This is a genomic window from Halochromatium glycolicum, assembly GCF_016584085.1.
Classification (GTDB): domain Bacteria; phylum Pseudomonadota; class Gammaproteobacteria; order Chromatiales; family Chromatiaceae; genus Lamprobacter; species Lamprobacter glycolicus.
Genome location: NZ_NRSJ01000003.1, coordinates 111,425 through 127,760, shown reverse-complemented (window position 1 = coordinate 127,760; position 16,336 = coordinate 111,425). Strand labels below are relative to the sequence as shown.

General features: G+C 63.3%; 18 protein-coding genes. 4 read left to right on the top strand and 14 right to left on the bottom strand.

Annotated features, from left to right (window positions below):
• Positions 1 to 83 precede the first annotated feature (83 nt).
• Positions 84 to 1,214, bottom strand: a complete 1,131-nt coding sequence (locus CKO40_RS02860; RefSeq protein ID WP_200344546.1) for a S1C family serine protease — start codon at positions 1,212 to 1,214, stop codon at positions 84 to 86.
• 334 nt (positions 1,215 to 1,548) lie between these two features.
• Here CKO40_RS02860 and CKO40_RS02855 point away from each other — a divergent pair, with 334 nt between their 5' ends.
• From CKO40_RS02855 to CKO40_RS02845, 3 genes are all read left to right on the top strand, one after another.
• Positions 1,549 to 1,749: a YgaP family membrane protein gene (locus tag CKO40_RS02855; protein WP_200344544.1), complete on the top strand. Its 201-nt coding sequence runs from the start codon at positions 1,549 to 1,551 to the stop codon at positions 1,747 to 1,749.
• Between the two features lie 227 nt (positions 1,750 to 1,976).
• A complete protein-coding gene (locus CKO40_RS02850) occupies positions 1,977 to 2,861 on the top strand; it encodes an ABC transporter ATP-binding protein (RefSeq protein WP_200344542.1) in 885 nt (294 codons plus the stop codon).
• A 6-nt stretch (positions 2,862 to 2,867) separates the two neighbouring features.
• A complete protein-coding gene (locus CKO40_RS02845; RefSeq protein WP_200344540.1) occupies positions 2,868 to 4,007 on the top strand; it encodes an ABC transporter permease in 1,140 nt (379 codons plus the stop codon).
• A gap of 216 nt (positions 4,008 to 4,223) precedes the next feature.
• Here CKO40_RS02845 and CKO40_RS02840 read toward each other — a convergent pair whose 3' ends face one another.
• The 9 genes from CKO40_RS02840 to fur form a co-directional block, all read right to left on the bottom strand.
• Positions 4,224 to 5,117, bottom strand: a complete 894-nt coding sequence (locus CKO40_RS02840) for a hypothetical protein (protein WP_200344539.1) — start codon at positions 5,115 to 5,117, stop codon at positions 4,224 to 4,226.
• A 72-nt stretch (positions 5,118 to 5,189) separates the two neighbouring features.
• Positions 5,190 to 5,942, bottom strand: a complete 753-nt coding sequence (locus CKO40_RS02835) for an S-methyl-5'-thioinosine phosphorylase (RefSeq protein WP_200344537.1) — start codon at positions 5,940 to 5,942, stop codon at positions 5,190 to 5,192.
• Between the two features lie 389 nt (positions 5,943 to 6,331).
• The gene (locus CKO40_RS02830) at positions 6,332 to 6,775 is read right to left on the bottom strand and encodes a hemerythrin domain-containing protein (protein ID WP_200344535.1); all 444 of its coding nucleotides are present in this window, start codon (positions 6,773 to 6,775) and stop codon (positions 6,332 to 6,334) included.
• Positions 6,776 to 7,060: 285 nt separating this feature from the next.
• A complete protein-coding gene (locus tag CKO40_RS02825; protein ID WP_200344533.1) occupies positions 7,061 to 7,621 on the bottom strand; it encodes a hypoxanthine-guanine phosphoribosyltransferase in 561 nt (186 codons plus the stop codon).
• Between the two features lie 340 nt (positions 7,622 to 7,961).
• On the bottom strand, positions 7,962 to 8,963 hold the full coding sequence (nagZ, locus tag CKO40_RS02820; RefSeq protein WP_200344531.1) for a beta-N-acetylhexosaminidase: 1,002 nt from the start codon (positions 8,961 to 8,963) through the stop codon (positions 7,962 to 7,964).
• 171 nt (positions 8,964 to 9,134) lie between these two features.
• Positions 9,135 to 9,935, bottom strand: coding sequence for an ABC transporter permease (locus CKO40_RS02815; RefSeq protein ID WP_200344529.1), 801 nt, complete (start codon positions 9,933 to 9,935; stop codon positions 9,135 to 9,137).
• Positions 9,936 to 10,856 (bottom strand): nickel ABC transporter permease, encoded by a 921-nt coding sequence (nikB, locus tag CKO40_RS02810; protein WP_200344527.1) that lies wholly within the window; start codon positions 10,854 to 10,856, stop codon positions 9,936 to 9,938.
• Between the two features lie 10 nt (positions 10,857 to 10,866).
• The gene (locus tag CKO40_RS02805; RefSeq protein WP_200344525.1) at positions 10,867 to 11,433 is read right to left on the bottom strand and encodes a L,D-transpeptidase family protein; all 567 of its coding nucleotides are present in this window, start codon (positions 11,431 to 11,433) and stop codon (positions 10,867 to 10,869) included.
• Positions 11,411 to 11,878: a ferric iron uptake transcriptional regulator gene (gene fur, locus CKO40_RS02800; protein WP_200344523.1), complete on the bottom strand. Its 468-nt coding sequence runs from the start codon at positions 11,876 to 11,878 to the stop codon at positions 11,411 to 11,413. Before fur ends, CKO40_RS02805 begins: the two co-directional genes overlap by 23 nt.
• A gap of 124 nt (positions 11,879 to 12,002) precedes the next feature.
• On the opposite strand from fur, the gene CKO40_RS02795 reads away from it, so the two are divergent.
• Positions 12,003 to 12,485 carry an outer membrane protein assembly factor BamE gene (locus CKO40_RS02795; protein WP_338074103.1) on the top strand — a complete coding sequence of 161 codons (483 nt, stop codon included), beginning with the start codon at positions 12,003 to 12,005 and terminating at the stop codon, positions 12,483 to 12,485.
• Positions 12,486 to 12,693: 208 nt separating this feature from the next.
• Here the strand turns inward: CKO40_RS02795 and CKO40_RS02790 are convergent, their stop codons facing one another.
• The 4 genes from CKO40_RS02790 to glmM form a co-directional block, all read right to left on the bottom strand.
• Positions 12,694 to 12,984, bottom strand: a complete 291-nt coding sequence (locus CKO40_RS02790; RefSeq protein ID WP_338074102.1) for an RnfH family protein — start codon at positions 12,982 to 12,984, stop codon at positions 12,694 to 12,696.
• Positions 12,977 to 13,411 carry an SRPBCC family protein gene (locus CKO40_RS02785; RefSeq protein ID WP_200344517.1) on the bottom strand — a complete coding sequence of 145 codons (435 nt, stop codon included), beginning with the start codon at positions 13,409 to 13,411 and terminating at the stop codon, positions 12,977 to 12,979. Before CKO40_RS02785 ends, CKO40_RS02790 begins: the two co-directional genes overlap by 8 nt.
• A 1-nt stretch (position 13,412) precedes the next feature.
• A complete protein-coding gene (locus CKO40_RS02780) occupies positions 13,413 to 14,780 on the bottom strand; it encodes a sodium-dependent transporter (RefSeq protein ID WP_200344515.1) in 1,368 nt (455 codons plus the stop codon).
• A gap of 210 nt (positions 14,781 to 14,990) precedes the next feature.
• On the bottom strand, positions 14,991 to 16,331 hold the full coding sequence (gene glmM / locus CKO40_RS02775; protein WP_200344513.1) for a phosphoglucosamine mutase: 1,341 nt from the start codon (positions 16,329 to 16,331) through the stop codon (positions 14,991 to 14,993).
• Positions 16,332 to 16,336: the final 5 nt, after the last annotated feature.

The following is a 16,336-nucleotide window of genomic DNA, read 5'->3' as shown; positions in this document are numbered from 1 at the left end:
CTTTGCCGCCGCCTTTGCCGCTCTAGCCTTGCCCCAATCGGGGCAGCAGCGGCCAGGTCGGCATGGGCCCGCGGTTGCGACGCTCAGTCCAACCGCACCGCTTCGCCGCCAAGACTGAGCTGAACTTCAGCACGGCGGCCGTTGCGCAGCAGTGTCAGCCTGACCTGATCGCCAATCTGGTAGCGCTCCAGCACGTCGATCAGGTCGCCCATATCGGCCACCCGGTGGTCGTCCACACTCAGGATGACGTCCCCTGGAATGACCTCGCCCGCGGCATTGACCCGGGTGCCGACGAGGCCGGCGGCCTCGGCCGGCGAGCCAGGACCCACCCCGAGCACCAAGACCCCTTCGTCGACACCAAGCTGCTTGAGGATCGGACCACCGATGGCATCGTCACCTGAGATCCCGATCCGCGGGCGGACATAGCGACCGCGCGCGATCAGCTGCGGCACCACCCGGTTGATGATGTCCACCGGCACCGCGAACCCGATCCCACTGAAGGTGCCGGATGTGCTGAAGATGGCCGTATTGATCCCAATCAAACGGCCAGCGCTATCGATCAACGGCCCTCCCGAATTGCCTGGATTGATCGCCGCATCGGTCTGAATCAACCCGCGCACCTCGCCCGACCGCTCGTTGTAGATCGTGCGGTCCAGCGCCGAGACGACCCCCGTCGTCAGACTGTAATCGAACCCGAACGGGTTGCCGATCGCAAACACCTTCTGCCCGACCTGCAGATCGGCGCTGCGCCCCAAAGGGACGGGTTTCGGGGGTTGCCAAGCCCCCCCGATCCGCAGAACAGCCAGGTCATGCTCCGGGCTCTTGCCAACGAGCTCAGCGCGGTAGCTGCGCTGATCGGCGAGCCGGACCCAGGCCGCGCTGGCATCAGCGACAACGTGCCAATTCGTAACGATATGTCGCTGATTGTCCCAGACGAAGCCGGAGCCCGTCCCCCGCCGCACCTCGGTCAGGTTGCGCGTCCAAGGGTTCACGAGCTGTTCAGTCGTTGTGATGTAGACGACCGAAGGGCTCACCGACTCGAAGATCTCGATCGTAGACCGCTCGTCGGCCGCCAGTTCCCCCCGCGCGAGCACCGGCCTTGGCTCAGCCTGGCGCTCGATCAGCCAGACCTCGAGCCAAGGCCGGAAGGCCAGCACGGCCAGAAAGGCAATGACCGCCCAGAACAAGGCGCGCGAGAGCTGAAATCCGTGCATGAGACCAAGACCAAGCGCTTGCGGGTTTACGACGACAGCAATGGCTTGTCAGCATACCGACTCTAACGGAGAAACACAGGCTCGCGGATTGTCCAAACGCAAGGTCACCTGACTGCGCTTCGGCCTATACTCTGCTGTCAGCAGTCAGCCTTTATGGGGAAGGACTGCATCGCCATCGGCATGGCATTCGGCATCGGTCCAGATGCGGGAGAGCCTGAGCCAGCATCCCCGTCCGCCACCCCAGCCATGCACCGACAGCCGTGGCACATCCTGCGCTATCGGCTTACACTGCAAGTGCTACTTATCGCAACTCAATCCACTACGGAGCGCATCCATGAATCTCGTCAAGAATGTTGGCCAGAAGGACCGCAACATCCGCTACGCTGCGGCAGGCGTCCTCGTCCTCTTTGCCATCATCACCGGTACCTGGTGGCCGGCACTGATCGGGCTGATCCTACTCGGCACCGCCTACTTCGGTACTTGCGCTGCCTATCTGCCGCTGGGTATCAATACGACCGAGAACGACAAGAAGTAAATGTCGTCAGGCCGCTGCGACGGGCAGAAGCCGTCGCAGCGGCGCAAGTCACCCCGCCGCACCGGTATTCGTCGCCTTCGGTGCGCACCCGCCTCCATGGTCGCTCCGCGAAGGAATGGTCCATCATCTGCATCCCGATGCTGCCGCGACTGGTGGCTCCGAAATCGGGCAGTGATTTCTGGACAGTCCCGAAGCAGCGCTAGCCGCACCTCTATACTCAGCGGATAATGGCCCCGTTCCTGCTCGCTGCAGAGGGCTTGGAGAAGCAATTCCCGGGCGTCAGGGCCGTCGACGGCATCAGCCTCGGTGTCCGCCCAGGACAATGCTTCGGCCTGCTCGGCCCCAACGGCGCAGGCAAGACCACCACACTGGAGATGCTCGAAGGCATCCAAACGCCAACGGCCGGACAGATCCTGTTTCGCGGCCGACCGCTCGATCGCGATTTCCGTGAGCAGGTCGGCATCCAGTTTCAGGCCACCGCATTACAGGACTTTCAACGGGTACACGAGGCCTTGACGATGTTCGCCCGCCTCTATCGGCGCCATGCGGACCTCGAAGAGCTGATCGAGCTCTGCCATCTTCGCGCGATCCTGAATCGCGACACCCGCAAGCTCTCGGGAGGACAACGCCAGCGCCTGCTGCTCGCCATCGCGCTGGTCAATGAGCCGGTGTTGGTCTTCCTCGACGAGCCGACCACCGGGCTCGACCCCCAGGCGCGACGCAACTTCTGGGCCCTGATCGACCGGGTCCGGGAACGCGGGACGACGATCCTGCTCACCACACACTATATGGAAGAGGCCGAACGGCTCTGCGATGAGATCGCGATCGTCGATCAGGGCCGTATCCTGACTCAAGGCGACCCGAGAACGTTGATCCAGGAAGAGTTTCCAGCCGCGATACTGCGTCTGCCTGTTCACGCCTGGCCGAAAGACCACCCCCTACCAGACAACGCCGAGCGTCGTGATACGATGATCGAGCTCTACGTCGACGATGTCGCCAATGCCCTCGAACAGCTCGAGCGACAAGGGACGTCCCTGATCGATCTGCGGGTCGACCGGCCAAGCCTCGAGGACCTCTTCCTGAAACTCACCGGTCACCACCTGCGAGCCTGACGCACAATGCGAACCCGAGGGGCCGCTGCCGAAGCGCCTGACCATGCACCTGGGGCCCATGCACCTGGGGCCCATGCACCGGGGGCGCCGCGCGCCACCCTGAGTTGGCAGCGTATCGCAGCGATCTTCGCCGCACGGAACCGGGAATTCTATCGCGACACCGCCGGCTTGATCTGGAACATCCTGATGCCGGTGCTGATGATCGTCGCCTTCGCCTTCATCTTCGGCTCCGGCGGGCAGCCACTCTTGAAGATCGGGCTAGTCGACATCCCAGACTCAGCGTCAGCATCAGAGGCAGCGCACCTCGACGGTCTCGTTGGCATTGCGGCTGTTCAGCTCATTCCGGTGGCCGACCTGGATGCCGGCATCGCTAAGGTCGCGCGCCACCAGCTGGACCTGCTGCTGCAAATGCCGAGCGCCGGGACCTACTGGGTCAACCCCAAATCGCCGAACGGCGAGATCGCCGAGCGCCTCCTGCTGGGATCGATGGCGCTTGCAGACAAGCCCAAGCCCACCGACATCGAGCGCAAGACGGCAAAAGGCGAGGCCCTCAGCTATGCGGACTGGGCGGTACCGGGCGTGCTCGCGATGAACCTGATGTTCTCTAGCCTCTGGGGTGTCGGCTGGGTCGTGGTGCGCTATCGCAAGAACGGCGTGCTGCGGCGCCTAAAGGCGACCCCTTTGACTGCACTCGAGTTCCTGATCGCCCAGATCCTGTCCAGGCTGCTCGTCGTGGCCGCATCCAGCCTGGCCGTCTATGCAGGGGCCGCATTACTGCTCGATTTTCCGATGCGCGGCTCATACCTCGCGCTGGCACTGATCTATGCGGCTGGCGCGCTCTGCATGATCAGCCTCGGACTCATCGTCGCATCGCGGCTTCGCACCGAAGAGCTCGCCGATGGCCTGCTGAACATGCTGTCTTGGCCGATGCTATTACTCTCGGGCGTCTGGTTTTCGATGGAGGGAGCCAGTGCCGCCGCCCAGGCGATGTCCTATCTGATGCCGCTGAGCTATCTGGTGCAGGGCGCACGCGCGGTGATGATCGACGGCGCCGGCCTACTCGACGTCCTGCCGCAGCTGACGCTGCTCCTGACCATCGCCGCAATCTTGACCCTTATTGCAGCCCGACTGTTTCGCTGGGAGTAAATTCGCGACAGGCAAACAGGGCGGCAACAGCCGCCCTGGCTCGAGGCCGCTTTGAGCTGAGGCGATTTCTGTCAACGCTCATACCGGCGTTGCTAGCCTTTTCGCTCGCCTTCTTTGTTGCGCCGCCGGTAACAGAACCCGACGATGCCCCTCGAAGGCAAACGAAGATCTAGCGTCATTCGGTACGAGCCTTTCCGGCAATCGCCTTACGCCGACCTAACGCGTCCCCGGCACAGCCGTTGGAGCAACCGGGTAGCTAGGCATAGCCGGCGCAGACCAAGGGCGACGGGCCGCATAAGGCGACGGCGGTGGCAACATACCTGGTCCGGCCATGGGTCCGCCGCCGGGAACCCCGCCGGGAATCATGCGCTGCATGGCCTGCCAGCGCTCGCGCGCAAACGCCTCGGCCTGACGACGTCGTTGCGCATAATAGGCTTCCATCTCTGCGCGGCGCTGCGTGACCCAGTCCTGGCTGTCAGCGGCCTGTTTGGCAGCTGAAGCCTGAGCGGTCGCTGCGGAGGAGTCTGCCGAGGCCGGCGCATCCTCTTCTGCCGCTGCTGCCTCTGCCACTGGCGCCCCGCCTTCGACGGAAGTGGTCGCGGTCTGGGTCGACGCCCCGCCGCCAGACTGCTTCTTCATCACCGCCTGGGCGAAGGCCTCAGCCTCCTCTTTGCTGACATCGCTGTCTTGTTCTTGGCCAACAGCGCTTCCGGATGACGACTGTGCAGCGGCCTGTATCGATGCATCGGCTTTCGATGCATCAGCTGTCGATGCATCGGCGATCTTGGCCGACGACTGCTGCGCCGTATCAGCCTCAGCACTTGCCGCCTTCGCCGGGACGCTCGGGACACTCGGGACGCTTGCAGCCTGTTCCCCCGGCTGGGCACTAGAGGCGGCCCCAGCGCTGCTGGATGCTTCTGCAGGCGCCGATGCTTCTGCAGGCCCCTGGGACCCCTGATTACCGCCCATCGTGAAGGGCACCAGGGGGTCGCCGCTCTCGCGTTCGAGCGAGCCCAGGTAAAGAAATCCAAAAAGGAGCACGAGGCTCCAGAGGACGAGCTTGGGGAGGAAGCCCATCCTGGTGTTCGTTTGCTCCTGGTCGTCAGCCATGGTCGATTCTCCGCGGGTCGTTCTTCGTTGGGCTTGGTTTCGCTGGGCTTGGTGTAGAGAGAATATCGGAATCTAGCGCCGCTCGGCTCGTTTCTGGGCAACGGCTAGCAGCAGACGCTGGATGTCTTCGGCGCAACGTGCAATCTGCGCGTTGATTGCCTGCATCGTCAGCGCCTGCTCGGACAGGCCTGCACCCCAGTTGACGACGAAGGCAAGCGTGGCGTAAGCGATACCGCGTTCACGGGCGAGCCCCGCCTCGGGCATGGCCGTCATACCAACGATATCGCAACCGTCACGACCCATTCGTCGGATCTCGGCGGCCGTCTCGAGACGGGGGCCCTGGGTCACCCCGTAGATACCGCCATCGCGGAGCGGCTGATCATTGGCTCGCGCGGCAGCAAGGAGCTCCTGCCTTAGCGGCTCGCTGTAGGGGGACGAGAAATCGACATGGTCCACGCCGTCGAGCTCGCCATCGAAGAAGGTCTGAGCGCGACCCCAGGTGTAGTCGACGAGTTGGTCCGGAACGCAAAGCGTCCCGGGTGCGCAGGAAGGGTGCAATCCGCCAACGGCGCCCAGGGCAACAATCGATCTGCAGCCGGCGTCGGCCAGGGCCTGGATATTCGCCCGATAATTGATCCGGTGAGGCGGCACTTGGTGCTCAGCCCCATGGCGCGCCAGGAACCAGACCGGCAGGCCAGCCAACACGCCCTCGATCAAGGGCGCTGAGGTCAGGCCGTACCGCGTTTCGACCTGATGACGCTCACGCTCCTCGAGCTCCGGTAAGGCGCCGAAGCCGGAACCTCCAATGATGGCCAACGCTGACATGGATACCGCTCCTCGAATGCAAGGACTGCATTGTACTGGAGCGAAGCGAGGCTTGAACACTCATGCCTGCACCGGCCGGCCTAGCAACCGGCCTTGCCGGTTGCTCGCGACGCGGCGAACCGGGCCAGGATTGGGCGGCGCGAACTGCTTAGGCGATTGCCGGAAAAGCTCGTACCGAATTACGCAGGATTTTCGTTTGCCTTCGAGGAGCGTCGCCGGGAGCATAGCCGGGCTATGTGACCGGCGGCGCGACGAAGAAGGCGAGCGAAAAGACCAGCAAGGCGGTATGAGCTTTGACAGAAATCGCCTTAGGCGCCCTAGCAAAATGCCTGGCTAGCCTGCACAAGCTGCTATTTGCTAGGCCGTAGAGCGCATTCTGTTAGGGCTTCTTAGAACCGTTGCTCGGCAAAGATCCCGATCTCGAGCAGCTTTGGGAACAGGACCTGCTCTTCGCGATCGATTCGATAACTGAGCATATCGAAGATCTCGTGCGTCTCTTCGAGGAACTCGTCGGTGAAGTTGAAATCGCAGTTCTTCAGCCAGCGCTTGTAGTATTCGTCGAAGCTGCGCCTTAGTGGCTTTTCACCGCTGATGAAGCCCCATGCGATCGACTTGACCTTAGGGTCTTCATGGATCAGCAGGTTTGGGTAGAGCTGCTTGTCCTCCTCGGCGAGATGAAGCTTGACCTTTTGCGCCAGATCACAGAGCAGCTGATAAGCCGTCTTCGCATTGGGCCGAATCCTCAGCTGCTCGGGCACGATAAGCTGGCGCAGATCGTCGATCATCTGGCGCAGCTCTGCATGACTACTGCGGTAGCCGTCCAGCGTCTGCATAACAATCCTCCTCGTTCTCGTGGGAACGCCCGGAAGCGCGCCTGTCCAGGCTACTGCATCATGCCAGGCGAGCGCGGGCGTCTTCTTGATCGGGCGGCGCGTCCTAGCGAAGCGTTAAATGGCGCCCTCGTCCGCCTAATGCTTGTGTAGCCCATTGCCGGAAGATTGTCAACAAGCCCTTCATTATATTAGCTTTTTGCAGAGCTGAACGCTTGCTTGGCCAAGACCGCCATACGGTGATCCGAGCACGGCTCGGCGGCTGTTCGCGCAGACGCGCCGCTCGTCTCAAACGTCTTGATCGCTCGCCGCGAGGATGCCGTCAGCGTTCCGGAAGTAGCTCTTGTAGTCGAGGCCGTATCCCATCACATAACGATCCGGCACCTGGAGGCCAATCACATCGGGGCGGTAGTCACATTGCCGCTGCCGCGTCTTCTCGACCAGCACGGCACTGACGACCGACGCGGCCCCGTCCTCGTAGCAGGCATTCACGATTGCCTCCATCGTCAGGCCTTCGTCGAAGATGTCATCGACCACGAGCACATGCTCGCCGCGGACAGCCTCCGTGGGTCGATGGCGCCATTCGATTTGGCCGCCGCTCGTTGCACCGCGGTAGCGGGTCGCGTGCACGTAGTCGAGACGCAACGCGAAATCCAACCGGGGCAGCAACAACCCGGTCACGACGATCCCGCCAGTCATCACGCTCAGCACGACCGGGTCCTTGCCGCCCAGGAGCGCATCGATCGATTCGCTCATGCGCCCGAGTGCAGCCTCAACCTCGCCACCGGACACCAGGCGCTCGCTGCGCGCCGCAATCGCTCGGTATTCTTCGTCGGTCATCTTGTTCATGCTTCGTCTCCTCGGGCCTTCGTCGTCTGACCCAGTCCGGTTAGTCGGGTGCTCTTGCGAACTCTTGCAGCGCTCTGCGCTGATCGGGCGAGACAGGCTTCGAGAGGCACTCGATCAGACTCGACAGCCATCACAGCAGGGTTTAGGACCTCGAGCTCCGCGCAATCGCTAGAGGCGAAGCGGTGGCTCAAAGCCGAGTCACTCAGGCCCACAGAGCGAAAAACCCCATCTTGAGCACAGCTGTTGCGCAGCCGGAGTTTGGCAACGGCTGCGTCTGCACCGAGTCACCCCGGCCGGCCATTCGATGCCCATCTCCCAGCATGGAGCAGACACAGCCGCTTCAGAGATAGCCCGCCAATGCGGCAAGGGATTCTTCTGCCGCCTCACGGCGGGCCGCATCCGTCAGGGCGACCCCCTGCCGCCCGCGTAACCGACTGAGGCGCAGGTCCGTCTCAGGGTCGCACCAATCGGCTACCGCATCACAGATGGCCAGAGCGGCGGGCCGATTATTGCAGATCAGCACCATGTCGCAGCCGGCCTGTAATGCGGCCAGCGCGCGCTCAGCGGGGGCACCGGCCGCATCGGCCGCCGTCATATTGAGATCATCACTGAGGATCGCGCCCTCGAAGCGGAGTCGGCCCCGCAGCAGGTCGCGCAGCCAGAACGACGAGAAGCCAGCTGGCTCCGGGGCAATCGCGGGATAGCGCACATGGGCTGGCATCACCGCCTCGAGCCCGGCCCCCATAAGACGCCGGAACGGAAGCAGATCGAAGCGCTCGAGCGCAGCAAAGGGCCGGGGGTCTTCCGGCAGCTCTCGATGCGAGTCCGCGACGACACCGCCGTGCCCCGGGAAGTGTTTTCCGCATCCGGTCATTCCGGCGCTTCGAACGCCATCGAGCCAGGCGCCCGCAAGAGCGGCAACCACATCGGGCTCCGTCGCGAAGGCGCGGTCACCGATGACCCGACTCACCCCTTGGTCGACATCGAGCACGGGTGCAAAGCTGAAGTCCACCCCGAGCGCGCGCAGCTCTGCCGCCATCAGCCAGCCCAGTGCGCGTGCCGCTTCGGCCGCCGCCCGGGCATCGAGCGCATGAAGCGCCCCGAAGGCGGCCGCTGGGGGCAGTCTGGTCAGGCCGTTGCGAAAACGCTGTACAGCCCCTCCCTCCTGATCAACGGCGATCAGCAAGCTTCGCGCATCGGCTGCCCTGATCGACTCGGTCAGCGCAACCATTTGCCGAGGCTCTGCAAAATTACGCGTAAACAGGATCACACCACCGACGGCAGGGTGCTGCAACAGCTCGCGCTCCTCCTCCGTCAGCTCGGTGCCCATGAGGTCGAGCATGACCGGCCCGAGAGGTCGCTCCCCTCGACCTTGATGACTCCAATTACGATTGATGCCCACAATTTGCCCCTCAGGCTGGACGCACAGCGGCGCCGACCGGCGCGGTTGTAACACAGCCTCAGGCCATTGTCTGGAAGGCTCTCCTCCGATGCGTGCGCGCCTGAGGTTCGATCAACGGCGACAGGAGCGCACGTCGAGCCGATCGCGCAGCTGATCACCAGCGAGATTCACAGCCAACACGACGCAGAGCAACGCCAGGCCCGGCGCAAGCACCAGATGAGGCGACACCAGCATGTAGTCCACGCCATCGCGAATCATGCTGCCCCAGGAGGCCGCCGGCGGCTGGACGCCGAGACCCAGGAACGAAAGACCGGCTTCTGCGACCACGACCGAGGCGATCCCAAAGGTCGCCTCGACGATGAGCGGCGCCGACGCCAGTGGCAGCAGATGACGGATCAGGATGCGATGCCCGGGCACCGCCAATGCCCGCGCGGCCAGCACGTGATCGCGATACCGCAACGAGAGGACCTGCGCGCGCGTCAGCCGTGCATAGCCGACCCAGCTAACCGCGGCCAAGGCAACAACCAGATTCATCAGGCCCGGCCCGAGCACCCCCGCGAGCGCGATGGCCAGCAGGATGCCCGGGAATGCGAGGAAGATATCGATGATGCGCACAATGGTCAGGTCCAGCCAACCACCAACAAGACCGGCAGCCCCCCCGATCAGGACGCCGAGCAGGAGCGAGAGGGCGACCACACTGACCGCGACCAGGAACGAGGTGCGGGAACCGACGATCAGCCTGTCCAACACGGGCCGACCGAGATCGTCGGTCCCAAGCGGCCGGCTCGGTGATGGACCATCGAGGATATTTGGCAGATCGATCGCATTCGGGGCCAGCGGCAGGAGTGGTCCTAGGAGCGCGGCCATCAGCCAAAGCAGCAGGATCGTCAGCGGCAGGAGCTTGGGCAGCATTCAATCCAGTCGCACGCGGGGGTCGACATAGGCGTAGGCCAGGTCGGTCAGCATGTTGATCAGCACATAGAGCGCAGCGATCAGCAGCACGCTGCCCTGCACCAACGGAAAGTCGCGACTCTGAATCGCCTCGACCAACAGGCTCCCGATCCCCGGCCACGCGAACACGGTCTCGGTGATCACCGCCCCGCCGAGCAACGCGCCGAGCTGCAGGCCCAGTAGAGTGAACACCGGTAACCAGGCGTTGCGCAGTGCATGACGGCGCAGCACGGCCTGCTCGGACAGGCCTTTTGCACGCGCCGTGCGCACGTAGTCTTCAGCCAACACCTCGAGCACCGCGTTGCGAACCATGCGCGCCAGCACCGCAGCCAGCCCCGTGCCCAGGGTCAGAGCTGGCAGGACCAGGCTCAGCGGCTGCTCCATACCGCTGACGGGCGTCCAGCCCAACCAGAGCGAGAACACCAGAATCAACAGCGGGCCAAGCCAGAAGTTCGGTATCGCGATCCCAAGCAGTGAGAACCCCATCGCGAGGCCGTCCAACGCCTGTCCGTGAAAGCGAGCCGCGACGACGCCCAATGGCACCGCGATCAGCATCGCCAGGGTCAGGGACGCGACGGCGAGCAGCAACGTTGCCGGGAGGCGTTCAGCCAGGATTCGGGTCACGGGTCGCTGCTCACGCAGCGACTCACCCAGATCCAGACGTATCAAGCCATCGAGGTAGTCGAGATACTGCCGCCACAACGGCGCATCGAGCCCGAGCGCCGCGCGCATCGCCTCGCGATCTGCGGCGCGCGCGGTCTCCCCAAGCATCGCCTCGACCGGATCACCAGGGACCAGGTGGATCAGCAGGAACACCAGGGTGCAGGCACCCCAGATCACCAACAACGCAGCCGCAGCGCGAATGCCGAACTGTTGCAGCATTCGACACCTGTCAGTCGATGATCACCCGGCAGCCGACCGGGACCCGATCGAAGAGCCACATCACGTCGGCATTGCGCATCCGTACACAGCCGTGCGAACGCGGAACGCCCATCGGCTCACTGTCAGGACAGCCGTGGATATAGATGTAGCGCCGCAAGGTATCGACGCAGCCATAGCGATTACGCCCGGGCTCGAGTCCGGACAGCCACAGGAGGCGGCTCAGTATCCAATCACGCCCGGGCTGCATCCGTCCGAGGCGCTCGGAGTAGACCTCGCCGGTCCAGCGGCGGCCGCGAAACACGGCGCCAGTCGGGCAGCCGCCACCGACCTTGACGCGGATACGATGATGCCCGCGCGGCGTCCCACCGCTACCGTTGCGCTCACCGGGTCCATGCGCGCCGGTCGAGACCGGAAACTGTGCCAGAAGGAGCCCCCCATCGCGCAGCCGCAGCTGCTGATGGGCGAGGCTGATCTCGATCCGCGCACGAGCTGGCGCGAGCGCCTCCTGCGAGTGCTCGATCGAAGCGTCGGCTACGGCGGTTCCCGATCTCCGGTCAGCCGTGCCGCTTGGTGGCATTCGTCCGCCGTGGACAGGCCTCACCCTCGAGGCAATCGCCATAGATGACCAGTGCATGATCGACGATCTTGAACCCTTTTTCCTGGGCAATAGCGCGCTGACGCTCCTCGATCAGGTCATCATAGAACTCGATCACAGCACCGCACTTGACGCAGACCAGGTGGTCGTGATGTCCACCACGGTTCAGCTCGAAGACCGACTGGCCGCCCTCGAAGTGATGGCGCATGACCAGCCCCGCACTCTCGAACTGCGTTAGCACCCGATAAACGGTGGCGAGCCCGATCTCCTCTTCTGCCGCAAGCAGTTCCTTGTAGACCTCCTCCGCACTGAGGTGACGCTGCTCGCTGGTCTCGAGGATGTGCAGGATCTTCAGTCGCGGGACCGTAACCTTCAGCCCCGCCTGTTTGATCTGACGCTGATTCTCGATCGGCTGACTCTTATCCATCATAGACCCTGACGCGGCTCGCGTGGCTCGAAGAATGATGCGCTTCGTTCATCTGCGGTACCATCTGCCTGTGACTCAATATTCCCTTTATAGCAGATTGATGCGAAGGCTTGTCATTCTTAGTGTGGTTGTATCTCTGCCGTTGGTGCTCGCAGCGGCCGGCTGCGCCCGCGACAAGAAGCAGGATGATCCCTACAGGAGCGACTCGGTCCTCTCGGAGCTGCCGTTCGTCTATAAGATGACGGTGCAGCAAGGGAATATCATCACTGAGCAGATGGTCAACCAGATCGAGCTGGGGATGAATCGCGAGCAGGTCCGCTACGTGCTCGGCACGCCCTTACTGACGGACATGTTCCACACCAACCGGTGGGATTACATCTATACGATCCGCCGCGGACACAACCCGATGGAGAGGAAACAGCTCACCCTGTGGTTCGAGGATGATCAACTGGTCAGCATCGAGGGATTTGCCGAGCCCGACCCGGCTGCCGCACGCGCCGCCGAGCAGCAGGAGATGCTGGTCGTCGAGGTCCCGGATTGGCAGGACAATCGCGGGATCATCAGGCGAACGCTGAACGCGGTCGGCCTCGAGACAGCCGATGATTAGCCGGCCTAGCCACCCTTAGGGATTGCCCATCCATTGCTGTTCGAGGCGGCTGCGACCGGTCGCCCGGAATCTGGGGTGCTCAGTTCATCCGCGGACAGGCGCTCAGGAGACCGAACGCAATGTTTGAGGGCGGTTCATGCCGCCCAGCGCCAGTGCCCAGCGCCAGACCACCAGCCCGCCAGACCGGCGGCACCCCGGGCGGGTCACGCTAACCCTTTTCGCCGCCAGCGCGCTGCTTGCGCGCCTGCTTTGGATCAGCAATCAGCGGCGGATAGATCTCGACCCGATCGCCGCTGGCGAGCACCTGGTCAAGCTTCGTCACCTTCCCAAAGATTCCGACCTTGTTGACAGCGAGGTCGATCTCCGGGAAGCGCGCTTGGATGCCGGAGCGCTCAATCGCATCGGCAACGGTCATCCCGGTCTCACCCTGTACCGGCAGCAGTGCCTGCGCATGCTCACGCGCATAGGCGACCTCTACCTGAATCGTCTGCTCAGTCACCATAGACCTCATCCGCCCGTTTGCAGAAGGCGTCAACCATTGAGTTTGCGATCTGACCGAAGACACCACCAAACGCCTTGTCGATCAACCGACCTGAGAACTCGAACTCGAGCTCCAGCTCGACCTTGCAGGCATCCTGGCGTAGAGGGGTAAAGCTCCAGACGCCAGTGAGTTTTCGGAATGGGCCTTCCTTCAGATCAAGGTACATCCGTTCCGGCGGCTCGAGCTTGTTGCAGGTCGCGAAGACCTGGCGCACCCCCAGACGCGCGACCTCGATTCGGCCGCAGAGCTCGTCTTCACTGCGGGACAACAGCGTGGCGGCATCGCACCAGGGCAGGAACTTGGGATAGCCCTCCACATCGGCGACCAGATCGAACATCTCCTGCGCCGAGTGACGAACCAGCGCGCTTTTCTTTACAAGGGGCACGTCAAATCAGTCCAACTGCATTGAAGAAGACAAGGATCACACAGAGCGGCGCGAACCAGCGTATCAGCCCCCGCCAGACCCTATAGAGGCGCGCGCCATTGCTGGCGCCCAGTTCGTCACGCGTCACCTGCTGATCGAGCACCCAGCCCGCAAAGATCGCGATAAAGATACCGCCAAGCGGCAGCAAGATGTTCGCGGTCAGGTAATCGAAGAGATCGAGAATCCCCTTGCCGAAGATCGTGAAGCCGGACCATTCGTTCAACGACAACAGGCATGCGATCCCGAGTGCCCAGACCGTCACACCGGCCAACAGCGAGGCGCGCACCCGGCTGAAGCCACGGTTCTCGACCAAGTAGGCGACCATCGGCTCGAGCAGCGAGATCGCAGAGGTCCAGGCCGCGAAGACCAGCAGCATGAAGAATAGCGCACCGAAGAACGCGCCGAACGGCATCTGGCCGAACGCGACAGGGAGGGTCTGGAAGATTAGGCCCGGGCCTGCACCGGGCTCGAGACCATTGGCAAAGACGATCGGAAAGATCGCGAGACCGGCGAGCACGGCGACCAAGGTATCCATCCCGGCGATGATCGCGGCATTGGCTCCGATCGAGGCATGACTGCTCAGATAAGAGCCGTAGATCATGATCGCCCCCATGCCCAGGCTCAGGCTGAAGAAGGCCTGCCCCATCGCGCTGAGGATCGCCTCACCGGCATTGGCTTGGAGCTCACTGAAATCCGGGGTGAAGAGGTAGCTGACCCCGGCAGCGAAATCGCCGGCCTGTGACGCATAGAGCACCATCACGACCAGCAGCAGGAAGAGGGCCGGCATCAACAGCCGCACCGCCCGCTCCAGCCCGCTGGCGACACCGCGCGCGACGACCATCACAACGAGCACCATGAAGATGGTGTGCCAGGCCAGGAGCCGCTCCGGGTCGGCCGTGAGCGCGCCAAAGATGGCCTCGGACCCAGCACCATCGATTCCAGCGAACTGCCCGCTTCCGGCACGGAAGACGTAGCCCATCGTCCAGCCAGCGATCACGCTGTAGAACGACAGGATCAGGAAGCCCGACAGGATGCCCATCCAGCCGAGCAGCTGCCAGAGCGGGCTCACGCCCTGCTGCTCAGCCAGTGCCCGCATGGTGTTGATCGGACTTTGTCGCCCGCGCCGGCCCAGCATGACCTCGGCGATCATGATCGGCACACCGATCGCCGCGACACAGGCCAGGTAGATGAGCACGAACGCGCCGCCGCCATACTCACCAGCGGTGTAGGGAAAGCGCCAGATGTTCCCGAGGCCGACCGCAGAACCGGTCGCCGCGAAGATAAAGGCCAGGCGCGAGGACCACATGCCATGCATCGAGGTCGTCGACATTCACTTCTCCCCGGAATGCAGTACCACAGGCGGCGGACTCGGCGCAGCCAGAACGGCCCCGATTGTCGGTGATACAGCGTTTGCGCTCAAGCGACTGTCATAGGAGACGAGCGCTCGGCGCGGTGATCAGGAGACCTGCGCGACGCTCGATGCTTGATTCTGCCATCAAACCCGGGCGCCATTTCGTAGAAGCGGCACCCGAGCCGGCACTCAAGCTCCGAGCTCATCGCGCACCAGGCCCGCAAGCTGCTCGGCGAACGCCTGGACATCGGTTGCGTCTTGGCCTTCAACCATGACCCGAACCAAAGGCTCAGTGCCCGAATGGCGGAGGAGTATCCGCCCTCGGTCGCCGAGCGCCGTCTCGGCGTCGCGCACCGCTGCTTGGATACGGGGCCGGGACATCACGTCAACCCGACGCTCCAGCCGGACATTGATCAACACCTGAGGATAACGCTCGACCGGCCGTGTCGCATCTGCCAGAGTCAGGCCAGCGTCGCTCAATGCCTGTAATACCTGCAATGCAGCGATGATCCCATCGCCGGTGCTGGTGCGATCACGGCAAATGATGTGTCCGGACGGCTCCCCGCCGAGGACCCCGCCGTCCTGCTTGAGCCGTTCCATGATGTAGCGGTCACCGACCTGAGTCCGAACGAAGCCGACATCGAGCCGGCGCAACGCCATCTCCAGCCCAAGATTGCTCATCAGGGTGCCGACGACGTTGCCCTGGAGCGCCTCGCGCTCAAGGCGTGATTTGGCGATCACGTAGATCAGCGCATCGCCATCGACGATCGACCCTTCGGCATCGACCATCATCAGTCGATCCCCATCGCCGTCGAATGCGATCCCAAGCTCAGCGCCTTCGGCAATCACCGTTTCAGCCAAAGCGCCCGGCTTGGTCGAACCGACCTCGCGATTGATGTTGAACCCATCCGGCCGCGTCCCGATCGTGACGACAGAGGCGCCGAGCTCTTCGAACACATAAGGGGCGATGTTGTAGGTCGCACCGTTCGCGCAATCGAGCACGATCTTGAGCCCTTTGAGCGAGGTCGAGGCCGGTATGCTGCTCTTACAGAACTCGATATACCGGCCGGCCGCATCCTCGACCCGCCTGACCTTACCAAGATCGGCCGACGGCACCGTCACCAACGGTTGATCGATCGCCTCTTCGATCGTCTGCTCCAGCTCATCCGGCAGCTTATCACCGTCGCGCGAGAAAAACTTGATGCCGTTGTCATCGTAAGGGTTGTGCGAGGCGGTGATCACGATCCCGGCCGCCGCCCGAAAGGTTCGTGTCAAATAGGCAACACCTGGTGTCGGCATCGGCCCGAGTAAGCGGATATCGGCACCGGCAGCGACCAAGCCGGCCTCCAGGGCGGACTCGAACATATAACCCGAGATCCGTGTGTCCTTTCCGATCAGGACCATGCTGCCGTCACCCTGACCGAGGACGCGTCCAGCGGCCCACCCCAGCTTGACAACGAAATCCGGGCTCACGCTGGGGTCACCGACTCGCCCCCGAATCCCATCGGTACCGAAGTATTTGCGTTTCACAAGCT

What these genes read in the sequence shown, in the direction of transcription:
- CKO40_RS02860 (WP_200344546.1), bottom strand. Translation starts at nt 1,214, where the DNA reads ATGCACGGATTTCAGCTCTCGCGCGCCTTGTTCTGGGCGGTCATTGCC.
- CKO40_RS02855 (WP_200344544.1), top strand. Translation starts at nt 1,549, where the DNA reads ATGAATCTCGTCAAGAATGTTGGCCAGAAGGACCGCAACATCCGCTAC.
- CKO40_RS02850 (WP_200344542.1), top strand. Translation starts at nt 1,977, where the DNA reads ATGGCCCCGTTCCTGCTCGCTGCAGAGGGCTTGGAGAAGCAATTCCCG.
- CKO40_RS02845 (WP_200344540.1), top strand. Translation starts at nt 2,868, where the DNA reads ATGCGAACCCGAGGGGCCGCTGCCGAAGCGCCTGACCATGCACCTGGG.
- CKO40_RS02840 (WP_200344539.1), bottom strand. Translation starts at nt 5,117, where the DNA reads ATGGCTGACGACCAGGAGCAAACGAACACCAGGATGGGCTTCCTCCCC.
- CKO40_RS02835 (WP_200344537.1), bottom strand. Translation starts at nt 5,942, where the DNA reads ATGTCAGCGTTGGCCATCATTGGAGGTTCCGGCTTCGGCGCCTTACCG.
- CKO40_RS02830 (WP_200344535.1), bottom strand. Translation starts at nt 6,775, where the DNA reads ATGCAGACGCTGGACGGCTACCGCAGTAGTCATGCAGAGCTGCGCCAG.
- CKO40_RS02825 (WP_200344533.1), bottom strand. Translation starts at nt 7,621, where the DNA reads ATGAACAAGATGACCGACGAAGAATACCGAGCGATTGCGGCGCGCAGC.
- nagZ (WP_200344531.1), bottom strand. Translation starts at nt 8,963, where the DNA reads ATGCTCGACCTCATGGGCACCGAGCTGACGGAGGAGGAGCGCGAGCTG.
- CKO40_RS02815 (WP_200344529.1), bottom strand. Translation starts at nt 9,935, where the DNA reads ATGCTGCCCAAGCTCCTGCCGCTGACGATCCTGCTGCTTTGGCTGATG.
- nikB (WP_200344527.1), bottom strand. Translation starts at nt 10,856, where the DNA reads ATGCTGCAACAGTTCGGCATTCGCGCTGCGGCTGCGTTGTTGGTGATC.
- CKO40_RS02805 (WP_200344525.1), bottom strand. Translation starts at nt 11,433, where the DNA reads ATGCCACCAAGCGGCACGGCTGACCGGAGATCGGGAACCGCCGTAGCC.
- fur (WP_200344523.1), bottom strand. Translation starts at nt 11,878, where the DNA reads ATGGATAAGAGTCAGCCGATCGAGAATCAGCGTCAGATCAAACAGGCG.
- CKO40_RS02780 (WP_200344515.1), bottom strand. Translation starts at nt 14,780, where the DNA reads ATGTCGACGACCTCGATGCATGGCATGTGGTCCTCGCGCCTGGCCTTT.